We start from the raw sequence: 21,124 nt of genomic DNA, 5'->3' as shown, positions 1-21,124 counted from the left end.
TGCGAGGCTGGTTTAATTTAGGATGATGTTAGACCATGTATCTGCCTCAACATATCCAAATAGGCTTCGAGGGCGCTCTTTATAGGCTGTTGAAGCGTTCAGAGGTCACATCGATTAATTCGATGTGACTTTTTTTCTGTGCAGGAGCAACTTGTAGAAAGCCCGCAATTGTGCATCCTTTGAGGTCGATATGCTCCATTTCCGCAACAAAGCCTGCAAAAATACATCTTTTTCCTTGTTCCAATGGCCGCTCGACCGGTTTCATACGAAATTAATGCACAATCGCAGCTTTTCCCTCGAACGATCGGTAGCGATTCATAATAGATGTATTATCGCAGCTTTTCTCTCGGAACGAGGGTACATTGGATGAACAACCTTACGCCCAAGCATACATAAGAAATTACTTAAAGGATGTCCCGTTTCTATTCCGTGTGATCGAACCTGTGAAAATAGATAGGAGCGAGTAACATTATGGAAAAAGAATTGACGGAGACTTCGTTCAGTAATAACATAGACTTCTATAAAAATTCAACTATTCGAAAAGTATCTCCGATGATGCCGGAAACTTGCGTTAAGATCAGATAGTTAAAGGATGGAATAGATTCAAGAGGGGAGGAAACCGCACCATGTCAGATAATCATGAAAAATCATCATCGACCCCCCATAAGAGCCGCGTGAGTCTGCAGGGCGATTGCGAGAACTGCTTCGGCTTGTGCTGCGTTGCGCTGCCTTATGCAGCTTCGGCTGACTTCGCAATCGATAAGGATGCCGGGTGCCCCTGTCCGAATCTGCAATCCGATTACCGCTGCGGTATCCACGACAGCTTGAGACAGAGGGGCTTTCGGGGCTGCACGGTTTATGACTGCTTCGGCGCCGGGCAGAAGGTATCTCAGATAACGTTCGGCGGGCGAGACTGGCGGGGAGCCCCGGAGTCCGCGAAGCTCATGTTCGAGGTGTTTCCGATCATGCGGCAGCTCCATGAGCTGCTTTGGTATCTGAACGAAGCCCTGACGTTACCGTCGGCAAGTCCGATTCATGGGGAGCTTGCGCAAGCTCTCGACGAGACCGAACGACTCACCGACCTGGATTCCGGCTCCATCATGGAATTGGACATCGCGGCACATCGGGCCAAGGTGAATGACCTCCTGCTTCGGACCAGCGAGCTTGTGCGGGCGGAGGCTATCCGATCGCAGAAGGGCTCTGCCAGCCGCCGGAAGACGTACGGCCGGGGTGCTGACTTGATCGGGGCCAAGCTGAGGGGCGCCGACCTAAGGGGGGCCAATTTGAGGGGCGCCTACCTGATAGCGGCGGACCTCCGTGGCGCTGACTTGAGAGGCGCCGACTTGATCGGAGCCGATTTGCGGGACGCCGATCTAAGAGGGGCTGACCTTACCGGCAGTATATTTCTCACTCAGCCCCAGCTTAATTCAGCGAAGGGAGATGCCGATACCAGGCTGCCCAAGTCGCTCACTCGCCCTGCACACTGGTCCTCCAGCGGAAGATAAAGTGTGCGGGGTTCAGCCAATCGGATCTTATCCACCTGCTGTTGTGACAAATGGGTGAAATCGCTTTATTTGAACGAAGGTAGCAGCCTATGCCGCCTTGTGCAGCACCATCAGATACTGAAAAAGCGGGATTTTGAAGCCTGTTGATCCATAAACTCGAATCGGGAATAAAGGCCTGGTTTACCTTACAGTACGCGTAAAAGGGATTGTTTTGCAACATTCGAAGCAGAAGTGGCAACAAAAAAAGACACTGCCACAGTGTCTTTTGGTTTTTTTTGGGTGATTTTAAGCAGAGGGTACCTATCCCGGTTCCCTATAATAATATTATAATTTCCGGATCATTATAAGTCTACACATTTAGCAAAATATCCCGTATTCTTAATCGTGCCGGCCGGCAAATCTGATGTTGGGGGTGCCAATCTATGTTTCCAGATCTGACGCAGCATCCGGACTATTTACGAGGGCAGACCTTGGCCTGGTGCAATCAATTGGCCGCCAAGACGGGCAAGTATGAGTTTACGTGGAGAAGCATTTGTGAAGGGACAGCGGCCGAGGACGTTTTATCTGATAAGCTATCTTCCGTGCTGTACGGCAAAGTTCTGGATGTCGGATGCGGTCACGGGGAGTATACGAATCGATGGACGGAACTGGCCGAAGAAGTGGTCGGGTATGACATGACCGAGGGGTTTATCCGAACGGCTGAGCAAACCCGCAAACCGAATGTCCGGTACGTAGCGGGAAGAACACATGACGGGCTTCCTTTTCCAGATGATTATTTCGACTGTGCCTATACTAAGAAGGGCCCGACCAGCTGGTATAAAGAGGGGAACCGGGTAGTTCGGTCCGGGGGAACGCTTCTATTATTCCATCCCGGAGACGGCAACGGAGAAGGTGGAGAATTGGGGTTATGCTTCCCCGGATTATTCTCTCCTCCTGAGTTAGGCACCCCGACTCTGGACAGAATCCAGGAGCGGCTGGAAACTAGCGGCTTGATCGATATTCAACTAACTACTTTGAAGGAGACCATATGGATTCCGACTCCTGAAGATATATTTGCTATGGTATGCTTCGGCCAGAGTGATTCATTTGCCCGCTATGTCAGAGAAACCTGCTATGATCGAATCGTTACCCAATTTGAGAAGCATGCGAGCGAACAAGGAATCCGGACGACGGGCTTTTATTATTTGATTCAAGCTAAAGCTGCATAAAATGTATCCAGGGCCATCTATTCGGATGGTCCTGTTTTACTATTAAAAAGAGCAACTCTCCGATTGGCGTAAAAAGCATTCGATGGGGCGACGGACTAACTGTAATTTATGCAGGTAAATTCAAGCGAATGGTGGGAAGTAATTGAAGTAAATGGAAAAACTACATTTAGAATCAAGGAATCTTGCTGAAATCGCCTTTTTTACACAAACTAGCTGCATTTAGTTTCCGCCTTTTCGCTCCAGAGGAGCAAACTAGCTGTATAAAATCCAGTTAGACGCCCAGTATCTAAAATCCAGTAAAACTGCCTGTATAAAATACAGTTAGATGCGCCAACTGCGAGTAGACTGTTTGCACGCCACCGGCAGAAAATGAAAATAGACGGATTTCGAGATAGTCGAAGTCGGAAAAGCGTCACCGGTACCGTCAAACGTCACCACATCAGAAGGGTGAAAATGAAGACATAGTTTAAGAGTAGCTATGCTTTTGTCCAGACATGATAAGGCAGACTATATATTTACTGTGTGGTAAAGTCGTTTAGGCGGCGGTATTATCAAAAATATATTTACTAACTTGAAATAAGTATGGGAAAGCCTCAAAATAAAGATACTACTCTTGGACGGAGCTTTGCTTCCATAGCGTCGGAGAGAACTGAACATGAAACCGCAAGGAGGAAGAATAAATGGAAATAGGAATAAGCACATTTGTAGAGACGACACCGGACGTACAGACCGGCGAAGTGATAAGCCATGCGCAGCGCTTGCGTGAAGTGGTCGAGGAAATTGTACTGGCCGATCGGGTGGGGCTGGACGTCTTTGGCGTGGGCGAGCATCATCGCAAAGATTATGCGGCGTCTTCCCCCGCCGTCGTACTGGCCGCTGCTGCTTCACAGACGCAGCGTATTCGGCTGACCAGTGCGGTCACCGTGCTTTCCTCCGACGATCCCGTGCGCGTCTTCCAGGATTTTGCCACACTGGATGGCATCTCGAACGGGCGTGCAGAGATTATGGCTGGACGGGGCTCTTTCATCGAATCGTTCCCGTTGTTTGGATATAATTTGCAGGATTACGATGAGCTGTATGATGAGAAGCTGGAGCTGCTGTTAAAAATTCGCGAATCCGAGAAAGTGACCTGGAGCGGCAAGCATCGTCCGGCCATCAACAACCTGGGAGTGTATCCGCGTCCGGTTCAGAATCCGCTTCCGGTCTGGATTGGCAGCGGGGGCACTCCGGAGTCGGTTGTGCGCGCGGGTATGCTCGGCCTGCCTCTGGTTCTCGCGATCATTGGAGGCCGCCCGGTGCAGTTTGCTCCTCTCGTACAGCTCTATAAGAGAGCGGCGGCCAAGGCCGGCCACGATCCGTCCAAGCTGCCCGTAGCGTCACATTCCCATGGCTTCATCGGGGAGGATAATGAACAGGCGGCCGACAAATTTTTCCCATCGACCCAGCAGGCTATGAACGTGATCGGACGGGAGAGGGGATGGGGGCATTACGACCGGGCAAGCTACGATGCCGCGCGAAGCTTCGAAGGAGCGCTGTATGTAGGAGATCCGGAGACGGTCGCTCAGAAGATCATTCACCTTCGCAAGAACGTAGGCATAACCCGCTTCATGCTGCATGTACCCCTTGGCACGATGCCGCATGAGGACGTCATGAGGGCGATCGAGTTATTGGGGACCGAGGTGGCTCCTCGGGTTCGGGAGGAAATCTCCAGATGGGAAGCGGCAGGCGAAGATAAAAAATAATTAGCGAATGTGATATGGAAATATATTGCTAATTTATACTTCGGTAGAAATATATAATGAGCAGCAGATTTTATGTTACGATAAAAGAACAGGCAGCTTCCGCCATTGTAATCATGTCAATATAGCAGACAAGCCTGGGTGAAGTCGAATATTGAAGCAGCCTGTTTCAAATCTAAGATTTATAGAAAATCCGATAGGGAGGTTATCATGGATTTCTCACAATATTATGATAAGGCCAACAAAGCCAATGCGATAAAAGGCGAGGTGCTTTTCAGACTATCCGATATCCTTCCATCTTTAACTAAAGAAAGGTTATCCGCTATTGCTTCTAATTGCCAGCTCTCCGGACGATCCAAAATGAATAAACAAGAACTGGCCTCGAAGCTTCAGGAACGTCTAGTCGACCCGGAATATGTTGAGGCAAGCCTTGTGCTAACTAATCACGAAGAATGGAAGTTATTCGAAAGGCTGCTTGGCAGGGTGTCCATGCAGCTTAATAGCAAGAAGCCTTCAGAGTATCTGTTTTTAATGAGCAATGGTCTTCTCTTTCCTTTTTATGATCAGGGGAAGATGTTCTATGTCGTACCGGAGGAGATCCAAGAGGCGTATAATAAAGTGCAATCCGAAGCTTTCCTTTATAAAAGAGAGCGTTATGAGGCCGTGCTTCAATATTGTTTGGCGGCGGTTAATCTCTATGGTTATGTGGAGATCAAGCGATTGTTCGAGCTGTATATAGAACAAAACCAGGATCCGTTAAACGAAGAGGAATTCAAGGGAATCATCTTCTTTCATTTGGCCAGACCCCAATCTTTTTGGATGGAGCAAGGCTATCTGATCAGTGATTATTTCAGGGATTTCGATGATCTGAAAGAACTTATGGACAGTACCCTTTTTAAGCCTTATTATACTCCGGATCGGGAGACCTTTTTGAAATATGCCGAATCAGATTATTTCGAAATGACACCTCAATTAAATAAATTGAAGAAGTTTATATTGAAGAATCTCTCTCGGGATAGGGAGCTCGTGGAGGATCTGATCGATGACATTCAGCTGGCCTGCTCCATGGAAGAGCCGCTGCAATCGATCATCCATGAATTCGAGAGAAGAAACATCATCTTCGACGATATGGAACAAGTGAACATTCTGATCTCGCTCATTACAGATGTCCATAATCATACGAGACTCTGGTCCAATCGCGGACATACTCCCGTTGAATTAAGCCTGTCCAGGAAGCCGGAGACTCAGGGCATGGGGGTATCGTATTCGCAAGCGAAATCCGTCAAAATTGGCAGAAACGAGCCTTGTCCATGCGGCAGTGGAAAAAAATATAAGAAGTGCTGTATGAATTAACACGTTATATGTCAAACCCACTCATATGGAGTGGGTTTAGCTGTATGGCTGAGTTAGAGGATGGAGGTTGTTTTGGCCTAGCAATCGATGGGGAGAGTGGTTCTGAATGAATAGCAAAGAACGATTTTCGAACCGGGTTGATTCGTATGTGAAGTATCGCCCGAGCTACCCGCAAGAAGCGATTCAATATTTGTACGACACCGCCGGATTGCCGGAGAATGGCGAAGTGGCGGATATCGGCGCGGGAACGGGGATTTTTTCCAAGCTGCTTCTGGAGCGGGGGAGCAAGGTAACGGCAGTTGAACCGAATAAGGAGATGCGGGAAGCTGCAGAAAATATGCTTGGCGGCGAACCTCATTTTCGCATAGTGCCGGGGGCTGCTGAGGAGACAGGACTGCCGAGCCGGTCCGTTGATTTTATCGTTTGTGCCCAGTCGTTCCACTGGTTCGACCGCACTGCCTCGCGTGCTGAATTCAGACGGATACTGAGGCCCGGCGGGAAGGTCGCCCTCATTTGGAATTCCCGGCTTACCCACGGAACCCCATTCAGGGAAGAGTATGAACGGCTGCTCCAAACCTTCGGTAACGACTATAAACCCGAGAAGGACAGGGACCTTTCGCTAGAGGGCTTGGCCTCCTTTTTCAAGCCGGGGACCATGCAGGAAGCCCGGTTCACCAATCAACAAGCGTTTGATTTTGAAGGCTTGCTCGGTCGGCTGCATTCATCTTCCTCCAGTCTCGTCCCCGGAGATCCGAATTACGAGAACATGGTGAGCGAACTGCGAGGTCTATTTGACAGGAATAATGTGAATGGTCAGGTGGCTATTGATTATGAGACCCGCGTGATCTGGGGCGAGGTTTAGCGGGACTGAATACCAATAAAATCTTGAGAACCCCCTCTTCCAAAGTTATAATGGGGGTAATCTTTTAATTGAGGTGAAGTGGATGTCTTTCCGCATCGTTCGAAGTAACTAGTGATCGGGCTGGGTAACAAACGCGTGCAGCCATCAAGGGGGTAGTCTGCCCTTTGGATCGTAAACCAACTAGTGCTTCGAATGGTGTCGGACAGCTCCTATGAGCCAGGGCACCAGCCTGTTTTATTGCTAAAGCCATGCGTTGATTTACCGTGGTTCTTTGCAGTTAAACGGCGAGGGGGGACCCTGGCTTTTTTTATATTTCATCGGTAAACGCGCCCGTCCTAAGGACGGCGATAGCCGTTTATCCTTATTTCAATTAAAAGATAGGGGATTGACGAGCATGTTAAAAAAGTGTCTTTTGCACCTGAAGTGGTGGGTGGTTCTATATCTTTTCATAGGTTTCGCCATACAGTTTTTAAGCAGTTCAGGCATTGTCGTTTTCCAACAAATCTTAGACAAGGCTGTGGCGGCGAAGCATATCGATGAGGTAACGGGTTTAATCGCTGTCTATGGGATCTTGCTGGGAAGCACGGTGATCCTCAATTATTTGGACGAATATCCAAGTACACATATATCGAACAGCCTCACCGAAAGATTGAAAATTATGGCCTTGTCCAAAATATCCAGGATTGATTATCAAGCGTATCAAGATCTGGGAACCGGCCAGATGATAAAGGTAATCGAAAATGGCGCAATAGCGGGAAGCGGCATCCTCTTTTCCTTCCTTCTCCGAACGATGCATGAGTTATTGCCAACCATTATGTTCAGCTTAGTATTCATTAGCTTCTACGACCTAAGGATTATGCTGGTGATAGCAGGCGGATATGTCGTCATCTTTCTCATCACCCATTTGCTGCTCAAATATTTGTACAAAATGAAATCAACGATACTCAAAGAACAAGAAAAGCTGTCCAGATACTCTGTACGGGGATTCATGGAGCTGGTCGTGTTTAGAACGAACAAGAGATATGGGAAAGAGATCGACAAGCTAAGCCAAACGGCACGCAGCATCATTAATACAAGCACCCGATTAAAAATGATCCATGAAGCCTTCTTCGCAATTTTTGAATGGTTTATCACGGTCGTTAAGATCGTCGTATTGGTTTATGGGATACAAGGCGCTTTAGCAGGGGACACATCGCTTGGGGTGGTAGTCGCATTATTGCTTTTTATTGAGAAGATTTATTCTCCCATTGCTATTTTTAATGTACTATTTGTGGATTACAAGCTTAACAGGGTGGCCTATCAGAGGCTGGAGGATTTTATTAATGCCCCGGAAGATAAAAATTTGGAAGCCGGCAAAGAAGCGGCCGATATTCAAGGCAAAATCGAATTCCGAAAGGTATCCTTTGATTATGGAAAAGTAAAGGCGCTGTCCAACGTGTCCTTCTCCATTGAAGCAGGGACTTCGGTTGCTCTGGTAGGATTGAGCGGGAGCGGCAAATCCACGATGATTAAACTGATTGCGGGGTTATTGAAAAAGGAAGAAGGTCAAATCCTGATCGACGGCACGGATATTGACGATCTAAGCCTGAACAGCTACTACGATCATATCTCTTATTTGTCGCAGGATACACCGATTTTCGATACTTCCATCTGGGGTAATATTGTATTTGATCAGGCGATTTCGGACGAAGAGATCTATGCGGTTTTGGAAAAAGTTCATTTGAAGGAAACGGTATTGAAGTTACCCGGTCAATTGGACGCATGGGTGGGTGAGCGAGGCGTCAAATTATCCGGAGGCGAAAGGCAGCGATTGGCTTTCGCCCGAATCCTTATGCAGAGAAGAAATGTGTTAATCCTGGATGAGCCCGTGTCCGCACTGGATAATCTCACGGAGGCAAACCTTATGGAGACCGTCCTGAACGAATTCCGGAACAAAACAGTGATCATTATTGCGCACCGGTTGAATTCCATTAAAGAGGTAGACAAAATCATTGTCTTGGAAAAGGGCTCTGTGATCGGTGAAGGGAAATTTGATTATTTAATGGACCATTGTGGGGCTTTCAAAGAGCTTTGGCATAAAAAAGCTTCTATTGAAGCAATATCGGAGTAGCCGTCGAATTCATCGTATTTCCCCAAAAAAGTGACGTAAACCTTCGAAGTCAGCATTGAAGCTTTGGCAGCGCGCGCCTCTCCCGGCGCGCGCTGCCGTTTTCTTACGCTTAGAGGCGGATTAATTGGCCCGGATGTCCGGGTTAGCGGACAGGATGGCCTCTGTCGTCTCCCAGAGCCTGGGGAGAAACCGGACGACATCTTCGGCACGACCGAGCAGATCGTCCGTAGAGGTGATGCCGATGTCTGCAAGGACCGCGTGGAAGGCGGGAGAATGAGTACGCTGCAGGTCTGGGGCGTCTGCGGCCAGAATCTTGTGGCAGCGTGCATAGGTGGCGACCATCCAGAAGACGGCTTCATGATGATAGCCCGCCTCTATCAGCTCGCGGCTTCCATCGATGGCAATCGGCCGCGCTGCGGCGGTGATGTCGCTGCTGAAGAGAAACGGCGTCTTGGCAACGGCCGACGCGGCGTCGAAAGTATGGGCAAGCCCGTCCAGATGATGCTGCACACGCTGAGGGGTCAGATGAGTGCAGCCGAGCAGCTTGATCAGATCCGCATAGAGGTGGTCATGACCGTACTCAATCAGGACTTTGCGTGCAGCGAGATAGCGGAGCCGTACCGTGGGGTTGCGAAGCGCGGCCACAAGAAGGACGTGCGTGGTCACGCCGGTCGGGAACAGCCAGGCGGTTACCCGGTCATGCAGCGGAGCGGAAGGGTCGACCGTCCGTAGTCCGTTCTCAATCTTCTGCCTGGCGTTCTCGCAACGGCGGCATACCCATTCCGGCTCCGCAAAGCGGCGAGATACTTCGGCCTGCAGTCTGCGCAGATGGCCTGTCGGGTCGGCTATAATCGTATCCATGCGGAAGCTGCCTGCCAGAGGATAGGACGTCAGAACCTCCTCGACGGAGGCGAGCTGGCCCCAGGACAGATACGTGACCTCTATTAACGTGTCACGGTAGATGAACTTCCCCAGCTTAGGCGGGGCTTCGTCCTGCGCAGTGACGATAACGACGTCGATGTCGGAAGCGGCAGACAACTCTGCGTCATCCGGCAGCCCAACCGTGGAGCCGCTGAAATACGCTCCCCGGAATCCCGCGTCCCGACTGGCGTGCTTCGTAACCCACTCCGCCGCGGCCTTTCTTGCCGAACCTATCTTCATAGTTACCCTCCTTTGACCAAAGTGGATAAAATAGTGGTATTTTTTTCATTTATTTCAAATACTGGGTTATTCATCTTCAGTCCCAGAGCTCCCGCAAAGTACCTGAGTAAGCTTCGAAGATAACGCGTCACTTAGTAGGGTATTCACAAGGCTATATCAGAGCCTTTTTTATCAGTCTAGCATGGCGATGTGAACAATTCGACCAAGAAAGCCTGCAATTCTGCAGCTTTTCAGGCGGTATGCTCCTTCTCCGCTGCAATTCCTGCCAAAGTACATCCTTTTTCTCATTCCAGTGAAAAACAGGCGGCTTCCATACCGAAATTGCTGTATAATCGCAGGCTTTCCCTCGAGCGTTTGAATTCGATCCGGAAAAACTGTATTTCTCAGGAATTTGTAATCGCATAGGGATTCATTCCCGAGACTAATTGCCAAGTATTTAACCTCCCTAACCATGTAAATTTGTTTTAAAAAAAATTGGCTTTCGCGAATAATTTTTTTCTAAGTACAACGTATATTTGAATAATAGGCAGGCCTCGCAAGCAAAATTGGCAGCGCAAACATTTTGTAGTGACCGGGAAAGGGCGGATTACAACAACGGGAGGAATGGAAATGCATTTAGTCGTGTCAGGTGCGCATTGCGGAGATGGCGAAAATCAAGCGGGCTATGATGCAGCCTACCATGCAGCCTATGATGCAGCCCATAAGTATGCTGAAGCAGGCCGTGAATCCACATTCATCCGGCTAAAGGCTGGCGGCCAAGGCCGTCCGGAATATATTTCTGTCGAGGGTTATCGTCCGTCGATAAGAGAGGGGCAGCGATAAAGCATGAATGGACAGAACCGCACAAATGTGGGAGCGCATGCCGCCATAAATCCTGCAGGGAAGGCTCTACCGGCCCCGCAGCCCCGGCATAACCATCCCAAGCTGAAGAGAATGCTGAAATATTGGCAGCTGTATGTCCTGCTCGCTCCTGCCTTAATCTATTTTTTAATCTTTAAATATTATCCCATGTACGGTGTTCAAATCGCCTTCAAAAATTTTGTAGCCGCAAAAGGAATTCTGGGCAGCGATTGGGTCGGATTCGATCATTTCATACGTTTTTTTGACTCCTATTTCTTCTGGGACTTGATTTGGAATACGCTATCCATTAATTTGTACGGCTTGGCTTTGTTCCCCGTATCCATCCTTGTCGCGCTATCGCTTAACGAATTGAAATCCGGCTCGTTCAAGAAAATTGCCCAAACGATCACCTATGCTCCCCACTTTATTTCCGTAGTTGTTTTTGTCGGGATGATCATCGCCTTCCTGGATCCGGATACCGGGATAGTCAATCACTTTCTTCAATGGCTTGGTTTGGAACCGGTTAACTTTATGACGAGCCCGGCCTGGTTCAAAACGATCTTTGTCTTCTCCGGAGAATGGCAGAACCTCGGATGGGGAGCCATCATATACCTCGCGGCGCTGGCCGGAATCGATCCCCAACTCCATGAGGCGGCCAAGGTGGACGGCGCATCCAGGCTGCAGCGCATAAGACATATCAATATTCCCGGAATTCTGCCGACGATTATTATTCTATTGATCTTAAACATGGGAAGCATGATGTCGATCGGGTTCGAGAAAATACTGCTGATGCAAAACCCGCTGAACCTGGAGTCCTCCCAGGTCATTCAAACCTACGTTTACGAGATTGGGATTCTGTCCGGGCAGTACAGCTATTCCACCGCAGTGGGACTGTTTAATTCCGTCGTCAATTTCGTCATCCTTCTATTCTTTAACCGTCTCGCCCGCAGAACGGGTACGAGTTTATGGTAAAGGAGCCCTCCTATGATAAAAGAAGCAAGGTCCGATCGAATCTTCGACATAGCCAACAAGGCACTGGTTTGGTTCTTCATCCTCATTATCACTTACCCGTTGATTTACATACTGAGCGCCTCTATCAGCGATCCGAGTTATGTGAACTCGGGCAGAATGTGGCTGATTCCGAAAGGCATCACCTTCGAAGGGTTTGTCCGGGTCTTTAACAGCACAGAGATCTGGAACGGGTACCGCAACACGATCTTCTATACGCTGCTGGGGACGTTGATCAACCTGGCGGTCACCCTGCCCTGTGCCTACGCCCTGGCCCGGCAAGAGCTTGTCGGCAGAGTAGCCATCATGGGCTTGCTGATCTTCACGATGTTCTTCGATGGCGGCCTCATCCCGACCTATCTTCTGGTGAGAGACCTCGGCATGATCAATACCATCTGGGCGATGGTCATTCCGGGGGCGGCATCCGTATGGAATATTATCGTGACGATGACCTTCTTCCGAGTGACGATTCCGCGGGCGCTGGAAGAGGCGGCGGAGATTGACGGCGCGTCGGTGTTCCGAACGTTCTTTCAAATTGTCCTTCCGTTATCGGCACCCATCGTTGCGGTAATGGCCTTATTTTATGGGGTTGGGCACTGGAATCAATATTTTGCGGGCTTGATCTTCTTATCCGACCGGGAGCTCTTCCCCCTGCAGCTAATTCTGCGGGATATTCTCATCCAGCAGGAGATGACGGCAGAACTCATGATCCAAGGGGCCAATCCCGAAGCCATTGGCGAGCAGGCCAGAATAGCTAACGTGATCAAGTACGCGGTGATGATTGTTTCGGCCGCTCCCCTTCTGATCGTTTACCCGTTTTTACAACGCTTTTTCATAAAGGGTGTCATGATCGGTTCGATCAAGGAATAATCCGTCTCAAGCAATTGGGGCCGGTCATGCCCCGAACGATTTCTCAAATTTAGGAGGGGGAAAATGTCATGCGCAGCAAAATGGCTTTGGCTTCGGCGGCGGCACTTCTGTTAACCGGCTCTGTCTTCGCGGGCTGTTCGAAATCGGAGGAAGGCTCCGGCGGGAAGTCCGGCAATTTGAACGAAACGGGGTTTCCTATCGTCAATGAGCCGATCACATTGGAAATGATGGCGCAAAGCTCGCCTTTGCAGCCGAATTGGGAGAACATGGCCTTCTTCAAAGAAATGCAGGAGAAGACCAACATTTCCTTTAAATTCAAAAATTCCACATCGGAGCAGTTTCAACAGAAGAAGCAGCTGGCCTTCGCCAGTCTGGAGCTTCCGGATGTATTCTTCGGCGCCAATCTGACGGCCAATGAAGAGGTCGAATACGGCTCCCAAGGGCTGCTTATCCCGCTGGAGGATCTGATTGAGCAGTATGCCCCGAATCTGAAGAAAGTGATGGAGAAGCACCCGGATCTTAAAGCTTCCATTACGGCCCCGGACGGCCATATCTACGCTTTGCCCGGGCTGGATAATCTGAGCCATTCCCAAACTCCGTTAATATGGATGAACGGTCAATGGCTGAAAAATCTGGGCGTTGAAAGGCCTTCCACTATAGATGAGCTGTATGCCTTATTGAAACAATTTAAGGAACAGGACCCCAATCGGAATGGCACGGCGGATGAAATTCCGCTATCCGCCTCCAGCGTAGCGGAGCTCCGGTATTCGCTGCTGCCCAACTTCGGGATCTCGGAATCCAATGGCATTTTTGAACGGGACGGCACCGTACACTACGCTTTTATCCAGGAGGAGTACAAGGAGTATTTAACCTTCTTGAACCGTTTATATACGGAAAAATTGTTGGACCCTCAAATCTTCTCTCATACCTGGGAGCAATATGTGGCTAAGGGAGCGGCCGATAAAGTCGGCATCTTCCCGACCTGGCCCATTGTCATGGTCGGATTTACCGACGTGACGGAAGCGGCCAATTACCCGCTGCTGCCTGCGCTGACGAGTCCGACCAATAAAGAAAAGCTGGTGACCAAAGTGTCTGAAATCAAGCGGGGTCGTTTTGCCATTACCAATAAAAACAAACATCCAGAAGCGACCATGCGCTGGGTGGATTACCTCTACTCGGAGGAGGGAACGATTCTTGCCCGCTTAGGGGTGGAAGGGAAGAACTGGGAGTGGGTGGATGAAGGGAAGACGAAGTGGACCCTGTTGGCCCCTGAAGGAATGAACACGACCCAAGCCAATGCGCAGGATGCCCCGGGGGCAGGCTCGAATGTTCCGATGGTGATTGACCAGGAGTTTTTTATCAAGGAGGATAACCCGACGATCCATACGATTTCGGGTTGGGTGGAAGAGGAATATCTGCCTTATGCCAAAGTCCCCTTCCCGCAAATATATTTTACGGTTGACGAGCAGACAACTTACAGCACGATCAAGCCCGACATCGATACTTATCTTAAACAGATGGAGGCGAAATTTGTATCGGGGGAGATCTCCATTGAACAAGGCTGGGACGACTATGTAAGCACCATGAAGAAACTGAAGGTCGACGAACTGGTCAAAATCCATCAGGCGGCCTATGACCGCTGGGCGAAAGCTAAATAAGCAGGGAACGCAGCGCACGCCGGGGAGGTGTGCGCTGCAGTGCTGCATGGCGGATGGTCGGCCCCCGGGATCACATTGCAGACCATCCGTGCGGAGGGATCGACATACTTATGGAGCCTGGTTATTTTGGGTAATAGGAGCCGATAGCCCGAGGGCTAGAAGCTGCTTTGGATAGCTTCTTGAGCATGGAGCAAGGCCAACGACATCGGGTTATAAACGATGGGAATCCCAAGCTTCTCAGCGGTATCCTTCAACGCCAGGAATGCTTTGTCGGAGGCCGCGTGGATTCGGGACGGCTTCAATTTCGTTGATTCCAGCAGATGGAGCAGCTGATCCACAAACTGCTGTCGACAATCTAATTCTTCCACTATCTCCACTCCGAGAATGATGCCGCTTGTTCCATTAACCCATAGGCAAAGACGAGGATACTGGCCTCTTTCTCCTCTTTGGCCTATGATGGCATTGGCGAACATGAAGTCCGCTTCCCAGATTTCCTTCGATGTTCTGACTGTCTTCTTCAATTGACGCAGACGAATTTCATCCGGATAAAGATAGGGCTCGATCAATTCTCCTTTCGGATGCCAGGGCAGCCAATGATCCTGCCAGACGATGCCATTCTTCGTTGCTTGAGGGACAAGGTGAAGGCGTTTCTCCCCAAAGCCGTACTCGGTTTTGTCGCGTTCGAAATTTAGCTCATGATTTTCACGAAACCGTTCCGCGACCACGAATGCTTGCTCTAACGCAACGGTGAGGAATCTGACCTCTTGCTTATCCAAATACCAAGGTTGAAGTCCGGGCTTATAGCTGCGGAACAGCGGCCATTCGCCGGAGCCTCGAAATTTGTAACCTAGTTCGCGAATAAGACCCAAATCGTTTTTGTCTAATCGATCCCGATCTTCGAAGTTTACGGATATGGCGTCAGTAGTAAACATTGACTCTTTAGTATCCTCGTCCACCCCATAACTTTGTACAATGTCTCTAAGGAAAGCCCCGGCTTGAGGACCCCGGTACACATTCAGACCATAATCAATCCCACCCGCACCAAGGGGGACACAATATCCGATTTCACCGGTCTCGGGGTCCGTTATCGCGAAATAATCCTCGTTCGTCATCCAATCCCAGCATCCCTGCTGCTTAAACTTTATAGCCGCTTCGAACAATCGGCGCCATTCCTGGATACTTGCTTCGGTTTTGTCCATGTTCAACTCTCCCGTAAGATGATGTAATTTCCTAATACGATTGCAAGTAAGACCCTTTAAGTTTCAACCTGTTAAAGAAAATTATACTCTTTTTCCCAGGCTCTTACCAATGGATCAACCGAAAAATAGCGAGTTCCGTCAGCTATCTTCGGAAAATTCAAACTTGAACGAAAATTCCAATGGTTCCGGCCAAATGCGTTCAGTTATGTGGTAACATATACCATAAAACGGAAAGGGAATAAGCGGATGATGACACGAATCGGATTTATACGACATGGAGAGACGGTATGGAATGCGGAGAGAAGGGCACAGGGCCAGAGCGATATTCCTCTTAATGACCAGGGGAGGCGGCAGGCCCGGTGCCTGGCCGAGCGCTTGAGAACGGAGCCTTGGGACTGTCTCTTCTCCAGCGATCTTTCGCGGGCTAAGGAAACAGCGGATATTGTGGCCGAAGCGATAGGAGTGCCGGTACGGACCGACCCGCGCTTGAGAGAAATGCATAAAGGCGAAATCGAGGGGACGACTCCGGAGGAAAGGATCGCCCGGTGGGGAGAGCAGTGGGAGAAGCTGCCCCTCGGAATTGAAGAGGAGCGCTCTATCGTTGGCCGGGGAACTTCCTTCCTGTCCGAGCTAATAGAGAGTGCCCGGGGCAAAAATATACTGGCCGTCAGCCACGGGGCGTTAATCGGACTAACGGTCAGAAGCCTGATTCCTCATGTGAACGTGGATGTGTATTTTCATAATACATCGATTACGATTGTCCGCTATGACGGCTCGAAATGGGACTGCGAGCTGTTTAATTGCGCCAAGCATGTGCAGCAATGAATGGAATCATAAACAAAATTGATATTATTATCAAAGATGATAGAAATGAAGTGGAGCCAATAGGATGGGTGTCCGGGCTCCAACTGCTGTGGGGAACTGCGGTCCGTTTTTAAGTTAACAGCAGTTCGAATTCTTGATTGGTGAATATAAAGGAGGGTGTTTATCCAATGCGTGAAAAGAAACCACTGCCGACAGCTACTCCAGAGCAAGTAGGAATTCCGTCTTCCGCCATCCTTCAATTTCTTGACAGATTAGAGAATAAAAAATTATGTATGCACAGCTTTATCGTCCTTCGTTTCGGCAAAATAGCTGCGGAAGGATATTGGAGTCCTTTTCATGCTCATAAGAAGCATCGGATGTACTCCTGCACCAAAAGCTTCGTTTCCGTAGCCATCGGCTTGATGGAAGAGGAGGGGCTGCTTTCTCTCGGGGACCAAGTGACTCGCTTTTTTCCGGAGAAGCTTCCAGAGGGAGGGGTTCATCCTTATATAGCCCAAATGACGATTCGCGACCTGTTGATGATGGCTTCTGCACATGAAAAAACAACCTACAAGCAAATTAAGGATGATGACTGGGTGAGGACGTTCTTCCAGGCTGCGCCGTCGCATCTCCCCGGGACAATGTTCTTTTACGATACATCAGCAACCGTTACCCTTGCCGCGATTGTGGAGAAATTAAGCGGAATGTCTTTGCTTGACTATTTGCGTCCGCGTTTGTTGGATCCTATCGGGTTCTCGGAGGATGCGTACTGTCTCCAGACGCCTCTGGGAGTTTCCCATGGGGGCTCGGCTCTGATCTGCACGTCTCGAGACCTGGCCAAGTTTGCATTGGTCTGCATGAATAAGGGCCGATTTAACGGGGAGCAGTTGATTCCGGAGGAATATATACTGGCAGCAACCTCCCGTCAGATCGATACAACGCATACGCTGGACACATTCTATGAGGCTCAGCAGGGATACGGGTATCAGTTCTGGAGGACAAGTCATGGCGGCTTCGCTCTTCGCGGTATGGGGGGACAGTTGGCTATATGTTTGCCGGAGGATGATTTACTGGTGGTGACAACGGCAGATCTTCAGCCCAATCCGGATGGAACACAGATCGTGTTCGACGCTCTGTGGGATACCATCTACAGTAGTCTTGCCGCCCATTCGCTGCCCGATGATGAGGAGGCTTACAACCAACTGCAGGATCGAACAAGCCGGCTTTCCATTATGCTTCCTGACGGGAGCTCTCACTCATCCAAGGCGGCTGAAATAAACGGGAACGGTTACCGCCTGGCAGATAACCCCATGGGAATCTCTCAAATTCATTTTGAGTTTAACGGCGATGAGGGGGCTTTATATTTTGAAAATAGCAGGGGGACTCACAGACTGGGGTTTGGATTGGGGAAGACCGTTTCGCAGAAGTTCCCTCTATACGGTTATGACAGTCTGTCTGCAGCAGCCTGGGTAGATTCCAATTCCTTGCTGATTTATTCCTACATCATTGATGACTATTTCGGAACAGTGAGAACTAAAGTTCATTTCGGAGCAGATACCTTGACTATCGTTATGCGAAAATATGCGGAAGGCTTCCTGGATGAATATTCCGGCATTGCAAGTGGAGACAAAATTTCAGAAGCCGGCTAGAGGAGACTGAACCTATCAATAGAAAATAAGCCGAGCTCGGTGCGAGTTCGGCTATTGTTAATATATAAGAAGTATAAGTTCACCTTATACCTATTCTTACCACATTAGAAAGTTATAAGTTCATTAAAGCATTAAAATGGAACAAACTTTCTAATTGGCATAAAAAGCTACCTTTAAAACCGGGTTATTCATCTTCGAAGAGGCTTCGTTAGGAGCTTTTTTTACCACAATAGTTATGATGAACGTGACCACCCCCAAAATTTGTTCATCATAACTATTTGGCGATAAAAACATCCTTTAAACACGGTCGCTCATCCATGAAATACTCCGATAGGAGTTTTTCTCATATTTCATCGGTAAACGCGCCTGTTCTAAGGACGGCGATAGCCGTTTATCCTTGTTTTCTGAGATAATGCGGCTTCAGTTCCGTCAGCCCTAGAAAGGCAGCAGAGCGACCGTTTCCTTCGCCCGGAGGTCTTCGATCATGTCCAGCCAGGCTTTGGGCTTATTGGACAGAACGGTGTAATAGCGGGTCAGGAAATTCACGATCAGGTCTGCCGGCAGCTCATTCTGGTCTGCCATCGGCAGGAAGCACAGGTCGAGCCCCTCCACCGCTTCACCGTCGTTGTTCCACGAAGGGTGAACATAGGGGAAGTCCAGACGTTGATAGCCCAGGTGGGACAGCACCTCGCGGCGGACATACGGGTCCATAGGCTTAATGCCGCCGAATTCATAATGTTCTACACGGTAAGGGTCATAAATCTCCGCGAACATCCCGGACAACGGATTGCCCTTACTTGCTGCCCAGGATTGCAAATCCTCCAGCCTCTTCCGAGCAAGGAAAGGGCCGATTCCCAGTCCCGCCGCCCCGATAATCGTAAAATCGGTCATGGCCACGTTGAAATCCTCGTAATAACGATATTCGGTAGCCCCCACGACCTTGCCGTCATGGACAGCCACAAAGACACGGATTCCCGGGTCTTCCAGAGGCTCTTTCCACAAGTCGAACTCAAGTACTTCCTCGGGCGGGAACACGTTCTGCATCAGTTTATGCATCTGCCAGAACAGAGGATCTTCAATACCGGTTATTCTGCGATAATCCATCGTTTCATTCTCCTTCTTATCCTTTTCCTGTGCGGAAAGGGTTCTTCCATTCCATCAAGGCTCCATAGTTGCAGGATTCTTCATCCTCCAGGTAATCGGCCACTACCTTGACGGGAGTGCGGCCGCACCGAAGCAGGAAGGTGATGACAGGGTCCTTGCATTCCCCCCGGATCACTGCCTGCAAATATTGCTCCGCCGTCCATTCCTTCGCCTTGTGATGATAGCCGGGCATCCTTCCTCCGCCTAGAAGCCGTTCCAGGCCCAGATGAACGACAACCTCGTACATAGACTGCATCAGCCATTTTCCCAGGCCAAGCTGGCGATAGGAGGGCCGGACGCTGATATCTACGACATAAAGAGTATTCCCGTCGGGATTATGATTGCGGATATAGCCGTTATCGGTCATCTCCGCCCAGGTATGGTCCGCGGAATGGCCGTCATCATCCACCAGCAGGCCGGTCATCGAGCCCGCGATTTCGCCGTCGACTTCAATGCACAGAGCCCCTTCCGGAAATAACTTGACATGGTTCTGCAGCTGCTCCTCGTTCCACCATAATTCCGACGGGAAGGGAGGAGGGAACGTTTCCTGCTGGATGCTGATTAATCCGGGAAAATCCTTCTCCTCATAGTTCCGGATCACTGCCGGGACAGGCCGGTTCCCGTTAAAGACGTAGATTTCCTTGCGATACATAGCCATCCCTCCTCAACCGAAATAATAGTCCGCCTGCGCTGATCGACCGGCAAGCCCGGCTATTCCTTCCAATCGGGATACAGATCGGTTCTCCGGTCGCGCCAGGTCGTGACCGATCCGCTTGCCCGCACCTGATACAGCAGCTCCAAATCGAGATCGGCCGTTACAAGCATATCCTGATTGATTTCTCCCTCCGCCAGAATTCCTTGGGGAGGGAAGGGGATGTCATTAGGCGTAATAATCGCCGCCTGCCCGAAATTGGCCCGCATGAAATCCACGGTGGGCAGAGAGCCGACCGTTCCGGCGACGACGACGTACACCTGATTTTCAATCGTTCGGGCATGGCTGGTGTAACGGACCCGGTGGAAGCCGTGACGGTCATCCGTGCAGGACGGGCAGAAAATAACGTCGGCCCCTTTCGCCTTAACCATCCGGACGATTTCCGGAAATTCAATATCGTAGCAGGTTAATATGGCGATAGTTCCTTTGTTGGTTTCGAATACCCGCAGACTCTCGCCGGGAGTCATGTTCCATTCCTTCTCTTCCGTCGGGGTCATATGGAGCTTCGGCTGCTCCGCTACGGTTCCATCGGGATAGAACAGGAAGGCGGTATTGTATAAGCGGTTTTCTCTGCGGATGACGTGGGTTCCCCCGATGATGTGGACATTCATCTGCTTGGCCAGAGAAGTGAACAAATTCAGGTAACGATCTGTAAAATCGGGCAAATCTTCAATCGATAAAGCGCGGCCCCGATCATCGCCGATGGACATTAATTGAGTCGTGAAATATTCGGGAAAGAGGATGAATTCCGCATCATATTCCGCCGCTGTCCTGACATAATGCTCCGCTTGCCGGGCAAATTCCTCGAAGGAGCTGATCGTATGCAGATGGTATTGAACCGACGACACTCTTAATTTCATAGCGGGTGCCTCCTTGGATAGGATATTGATTTCTATTTGACTTCTAAAAGAGTTCTTTTAGGAGAGGTGCCTCGTGAGGGGCATAGGGTATAAAACATTCCATATATTTCCAATATATGGTCTGCAGCTTGGCGACATGGAGACTGGTGGATTTCATCCATGGGAAGGTTGGTTTGGCTCCTTCATGCGAAAAATTTAGCTGACAGGAAACCCGGGGCTCCCGCAAATGACAGAACTGTAGGCAAAATGGCCGTGCCCCCGCAGATTGCGTATAAAGATGCAAAAGTGCATCTTTTCCTCCGGAAAAACCGAATAATGCGAGAAAAAGGATAAAAAGCATGCACTTTTTGGACAAATTTTAAGCAGATTCTATCGTAAAGCGTGCACTTTCGCAGCTTTTGGTTGGCGCTGACGGGCTTATCCGCCGCTCCCTTCGTTCCCCC

General features: G+C 49.6%; 18 protein-coding genes. 12 read left to right on the top strand and 6 right to left on the bottom strand.

Annotation, left to right across the window (positions count from 1 at the left end; genetic code table 11):
• Positions 1 to 79: 79 nt before the first annotated feature.
• Positions 80 to 265, bottom strand: coding sequence for a hypothetical protein (locus FS806_RS26270; RefSeq protein WP_222126702.1), 186 nt, complete (start codon positions 263 to 265; stop codon positions 80 to 82).
• A 361-nt stretch (positions 266 to 626) separates the two neighbouring features.
• On the opposite strand from FS806_RS26270, the gene FS806_RS17625 reads away from it, so the two are divergent.
• From FS806_RS17625 to FS806_RS17600, 6 genes are all read left to right on the top strand, one after another.
• Positions 627 to 1,505, top strand: a complete 879-nt coding sequence (locus FS806_RS17625; RefSeq protein WP_144939257.1) for a pentapeptide repeat-containing protein — start codon at positions 627 to 629, stop codon at positions 1,503 to 1,505.
• A 422-nt stretch (positions 1,506 to 1,927) separates the two neighbouring features.
• Complete coding sequence (locus tag FS806_RS17620; protein WP_144939255.1) at positions 1,928 to 2,713, top strand: class I SAM-dependent methyltransferase; 786 nt, start codon at positions 1,928 to 1,930, stop codon at positions 2,711 to 2,713.
• A gap of 680 nt (positions 2,714 to 3,393) precedes the next feature.
• Entirely contained in the window at positions 3,394 to 4,455 is a 1,062-nt protein-coding gene (locus tag FS806_RS17615) for an LLM class flavin-dependent oxidoreductase (protein ID WP_144939253.1), read from the top strand.
• Between the two features lie 357 nt (positions 4,456 to 4,812).
• The gene (locus FS806_RS17610) at positions 4,813 to 5,805 is read left to right on the top strand and encodes a YecA family protein (protein ID WP_186328412.1); all 993 of its coding nucleotides are present in this window, start codon (positions 4,813 to 4,815) and stop codon (positions 5,803 to 5,805) included.
• A 106-nt stretch (positions 5,806 to 5,911) separates the two neighbouring features.
• Complete coding sequence (locus FS806_RS17605; protein ID WP_144939249.1) at positions 5,912 to 6,667, top strand: class I SAM-dependent methyltransferase; 756 nt, start codon at positions 5,912 to 5,914, stop codon at positions 6,665 to 6,667.
• A gap of 394 nt (positions 6,668 to 7,061) precedes the next feature.
• On the top strand, positions 7,062 to 8,777 hold the full coding sequence (locus tag FS806_RS17600; RefSeq protein WP_144939247.1) for an ABC transporter ATP-binding protein: 1,716 nt from the start codon (positions 7,062 to 7,064) through the stop codon (positions 8,775 to 8,777).
• A gap of 120 nt (positions 8,778 to 8,897) precedes the next feature.
• Here FS806_RS17600 and FS806_RS17595 read toward each other — a convergent pair whose 3' ends face one another.
• On the bottom strand, positions 8,898 to 9,938 hold the full coding sequence (locus tag FS806_RS17595; RefSeq protein ID WP_144939245.1) for a hypothetical protein: 1,041 nt from the start codon (positions 9,936 to 9,938) through the stop codon (positions 8,898 to 8,900).
• Between the two features lie 609 nt (positions 9,939 to 10,547).
• On the opposite strand from FS806_RS17595, the gene FS806_RS17590 reads away from it, so the two are divergent.
• The 4 genes from FS806_RS17590 to FS806_RS17575 all read left to right on the top strand — a co-directional run bounded on the left by FS806_RS17590 (position 10,548) and on the right by FS806_RS17575 (position 14,314).
• On the top strand, positions 10,548 to 10,760 hold the full coding sequence (locus FS806_RS17590; RefSeq protein WP_144939243.1) for a hypothetical protein: 213 nt from the start codon (positions 10,548 to 10,550) through the stop codon (positions 10,758 to 10,760).
• A 3-nt stretch (positions 10,761 to 10,763) separates the two neighbouring features.
• Positions 10,764 to 11,750 (top strand): ABC transporter permease, encoded by a 987-nt coding sequence (locus FS806_RS17585; protein ID WP_144939241.1) that lies wholly within the window; start codon positions 10,764 to 10,766, stop codon positions 11,748 to 11,750.
• A gap of 12 nt (positions 11,751 to 11,762) precedes the next feature.
• On the top strand, positions 11,763 to 12,656 hold the full coding sequence (locus FS806_RS17580) for a carbohydrate ABC transporter permease (protein WP_144939239.1): 894 nt from the start codon (positions 11,763 to 11,765) through the stop codon (positions 12,654 to 12,656).
• Positions 12,657 to 12,724: 68 nt separating this feature from the next.
• Positions 12,725 to 14,314 (top strand): extracellular solute-binding protein, encoded by a 1,590-nt coding sequence (locus FS806_RS17575; protein WP_144939237.1) that lies wholly within the window; start codon positions 12,725 to 12,727, stop codon positions 14,312 to 14,314.
• Between the two features lie 155 nt (positions 14,315 to 14,469).
• On the opposite strand, the gene FS806_RS17570 is transcribed toward FS806_RS17575, so the two are convergent.
• The gene (locus FS806_RS17570; protein WP_144939235.1) at positions 14,470 to 15,513 is read right to left on the bottom strand and encodes a DUF7309 domain-containing protein; all 1,044 of its coding nucleotides are present in this window, start codon (positions 15,511 to 15,513) and stop codon (positions 14,470 to 14,472) included.
• A gap of 246 nt (positions 15,514 to 15,759) precedes the next feature.
• Here FS806_RS17570 and FS806_RS17565 point away from each other — a divergent pair, with 246 nt between their 5' ends.
• Together FS806_RS17565 and FS806_RS17560 are read left to right on the top strand one after the other, a co-directional pair.
• Positions 15,760 to 16,338, top strand: coding sequence for a histidine phosphatase family protein (locus FS806_RS17565; RefSeq protein WP_260982150.1), 579 nt, complete (start codon positions 15,760 to 15,762; stop codon positions 16,336 to 16,338).
• A gap of 167 nt (positions 16,339 to 16,505) precedes the next feature.
• On the top strand, positions 16,506 to 17,966 hold the full coding sequence (locus FS806_RS17560) for a serine hydrolase domain-containing protein (protein ID WP_144939233.1): 1,461 nt from the start codon (positions 16,506 to 16,508) through the stop codon (positions 17,964 to 17,966).
• Between the two features lie 435 nt (positions 17,967 to 18,401).
• Here the strand turns inward: FS806_RS17560 and FS806_RS17555 are convergent, their stop codons facing one another.
• Genes FS806_RS17555 through FS806_RS17545 form a run of 3 tightly spaced genes read right to left on the bottom strand, consistent with a single transcriptional unit; the run spans position 18,402 to position 20,681 of the window.
• Positions 18,402 to 19,070, bottom strand: a complete 669-nt coding sequence (locus tag FS806_RS17555) for a GNAT family N-acetyltransferase (RefSeq protein ID WP_144939231.1) — start codon at positions 19,068 to 19,070, stop codon at positions 18,402 to 18,404.
• A 16-nt stretch (positions 19,071 to 19,086) separates the two neighbouring features.
• The gene (locus tag FS806_RS17550; RefSeq protein ID WP_144939229.1) at positions 19,087 to 19,761 is read right to left on the bottom strand and encodes a GNAT family N-acetyltransferase; all 675 of its coding nucleotides are present in this window, start codon (positions 19,759 to 19,761) and stop codon (positions 19,087 to 19,089) included.
• 59 nt (positions 19,762 to 19,820) lie between these two features.
• A complete protein-coding gene (locus tag FS806_RS17545; RefSeq protein WP_144939227.1) occupies positions 19,821 to 20,681 on the bottom strand; it encodes a carbon-nitrogen hydrolase family protein in 861 nt (286 codons plus the stop codon).
• Between the last annotated feature and the right edge of the window lie 443 nt (positions 20,682 to 21,124).

It is taken from the genome of Paenibacillus sp. 32O-W (assembly GCF_007679495.1).
In the GTDB taxonomy this organism is placed as follows: Bacteria; Bacillota; Bacilli; order Paenibacillales; family NBRC-103111; genus Paenibacillus_L; species Paenibacillus_L residui.
Note: the sequence above shows the minus strand (reverse complement) of the source record. Positions and strands in the feature narration are given on the sequence as shown.

Excerpts from the sequence above, each read along its gene's own strand:
- FS806_RS17610 (WP_186328412.1), top strand. The coding sequence starts at position 4,813 with ATGAATAAACAAGAACTGGCCTCGAAGCTTCAGGAACGTCTAGTCGAC.
- FS806_RS17600 (WP_144939247.1), top strand. The coding sequence starts at position 7,062 with ATGTTAAAAAAGTGTCTTTTGCACCTGAAGTGGTGGGTGGTTCTATAT.
- FS806_RS17590 (WP_144939243.1), top strand. The coding sequence starts at position 10,548 with ATGCATTTAGTCGTGTCAGGTGCGCATTGCGGAGATGGCGAAAATCAA.
- FS806_RS17580 (WP_144939239.1), top strand. The coding sequence starts at position 11,763 with ATGATAAAAGAAGCAAGGTCCGATCGAATCTTCGACATAGCCAACAAG.
- FS806_RS17625 (WP_144939257.1), top strand. The coding sequence starts at position 627 with ATGTCAGATAATCATGAAAAATCATCATCGACCCCCCATAAGAGCCGC.
- FS806_RS17575 (WP_144939237.1), top strand. The coding sequence starts at position 12,725 with ATGCGCAGCAAAATGGCTTTGGCTTCGGCGGCGGCACTTCTGTTAACC.
- FS806_RS17565 (WP_260982150.1), top strand. The coding sequence starts at position 15,760 with ATGATGACACGAATCGGATTTATACGACATGGAGAGACGGTATGGAAT.
- FS806_RS17615 (WP_144939253.1), top strand. The coding sequence starts at position 3,394 with ATGGAAATAGGAATAAGCACATTTGTAGAGACGACACCGGACGTACAG.
- FS806_RS17595 (WP_144939245.1), bottom strand. The coding sequence starts at position 9,938 with ATGAAGATAGGTTCGGCAAGAAAGGCCGCGGCGGAGTGGGTTACGAAG.
- FS806_RS17560 (WP_144939233.1), top strand. The coding sequence starts at position 16,506 with ATGCGTGAAAAGAAACCACTGCCGACAGCTACTCCAGAGCAAGTAGGA.
- FS806_RS17585 (WP_144939241.1), top strand. The coding sequence starts at position 10,764 with ATGAATGGACAGAACCGCACAAATGTGGGAGCGCATGCCGCCATAAAT.
- FS806_RS17570 (WP_144939235.1), bottom strand. The coding sequence starts at position 15,513 with ATGGACAAAACCGAAGCAAGTATCCAGGAATGGCGCCGATTGTTCGAA.
- FS806_RS17605 (WP_144939249.1), top strand. The coding sequence starts at position 5,912 with ATGAATAGCAAAGAACGATTTTCGAACCGGGTTGATTCGTATGTGAAG.
- FS806_RS17545 (WP_144939227.1), bottom strand. The coding sequence starts at position 20,681 with ATGAAATTAAGAGTGTCGTCGGTTCAATACCATCTGCATACGATCAGC.
- FS806_RS26270 (WP_222126702.1), bottom strand. The coding sequence starts at position 265 with ATGAAACCGGTCGAGCGGCCATTGGAACAAGGAAAAAGATGTATTTTT.
- FS806_RS17620 (WP_144939255.1), top strand. The coding sequence starts at position 1,928 with ATGTTTCCAGATCTGACGCAGCATCCGGACTATTTACGAGGGCAGACC.
- FS806_RS17555 (WP_144939231.1), bottom strand. The coding sequence starts at position 19,070 with ATGGATTATCGCAGAATAACCGGTATTGAAGATCCTCTGTTCTGGCAG.
- FS806_RS17550 (WP_144939229.1), bottom strand. The coding sequence starts at position 19,761 with ATGTATCGCAAGGAAATCTACGTCTTTAACGGGAACCGGCCTGTCCCG.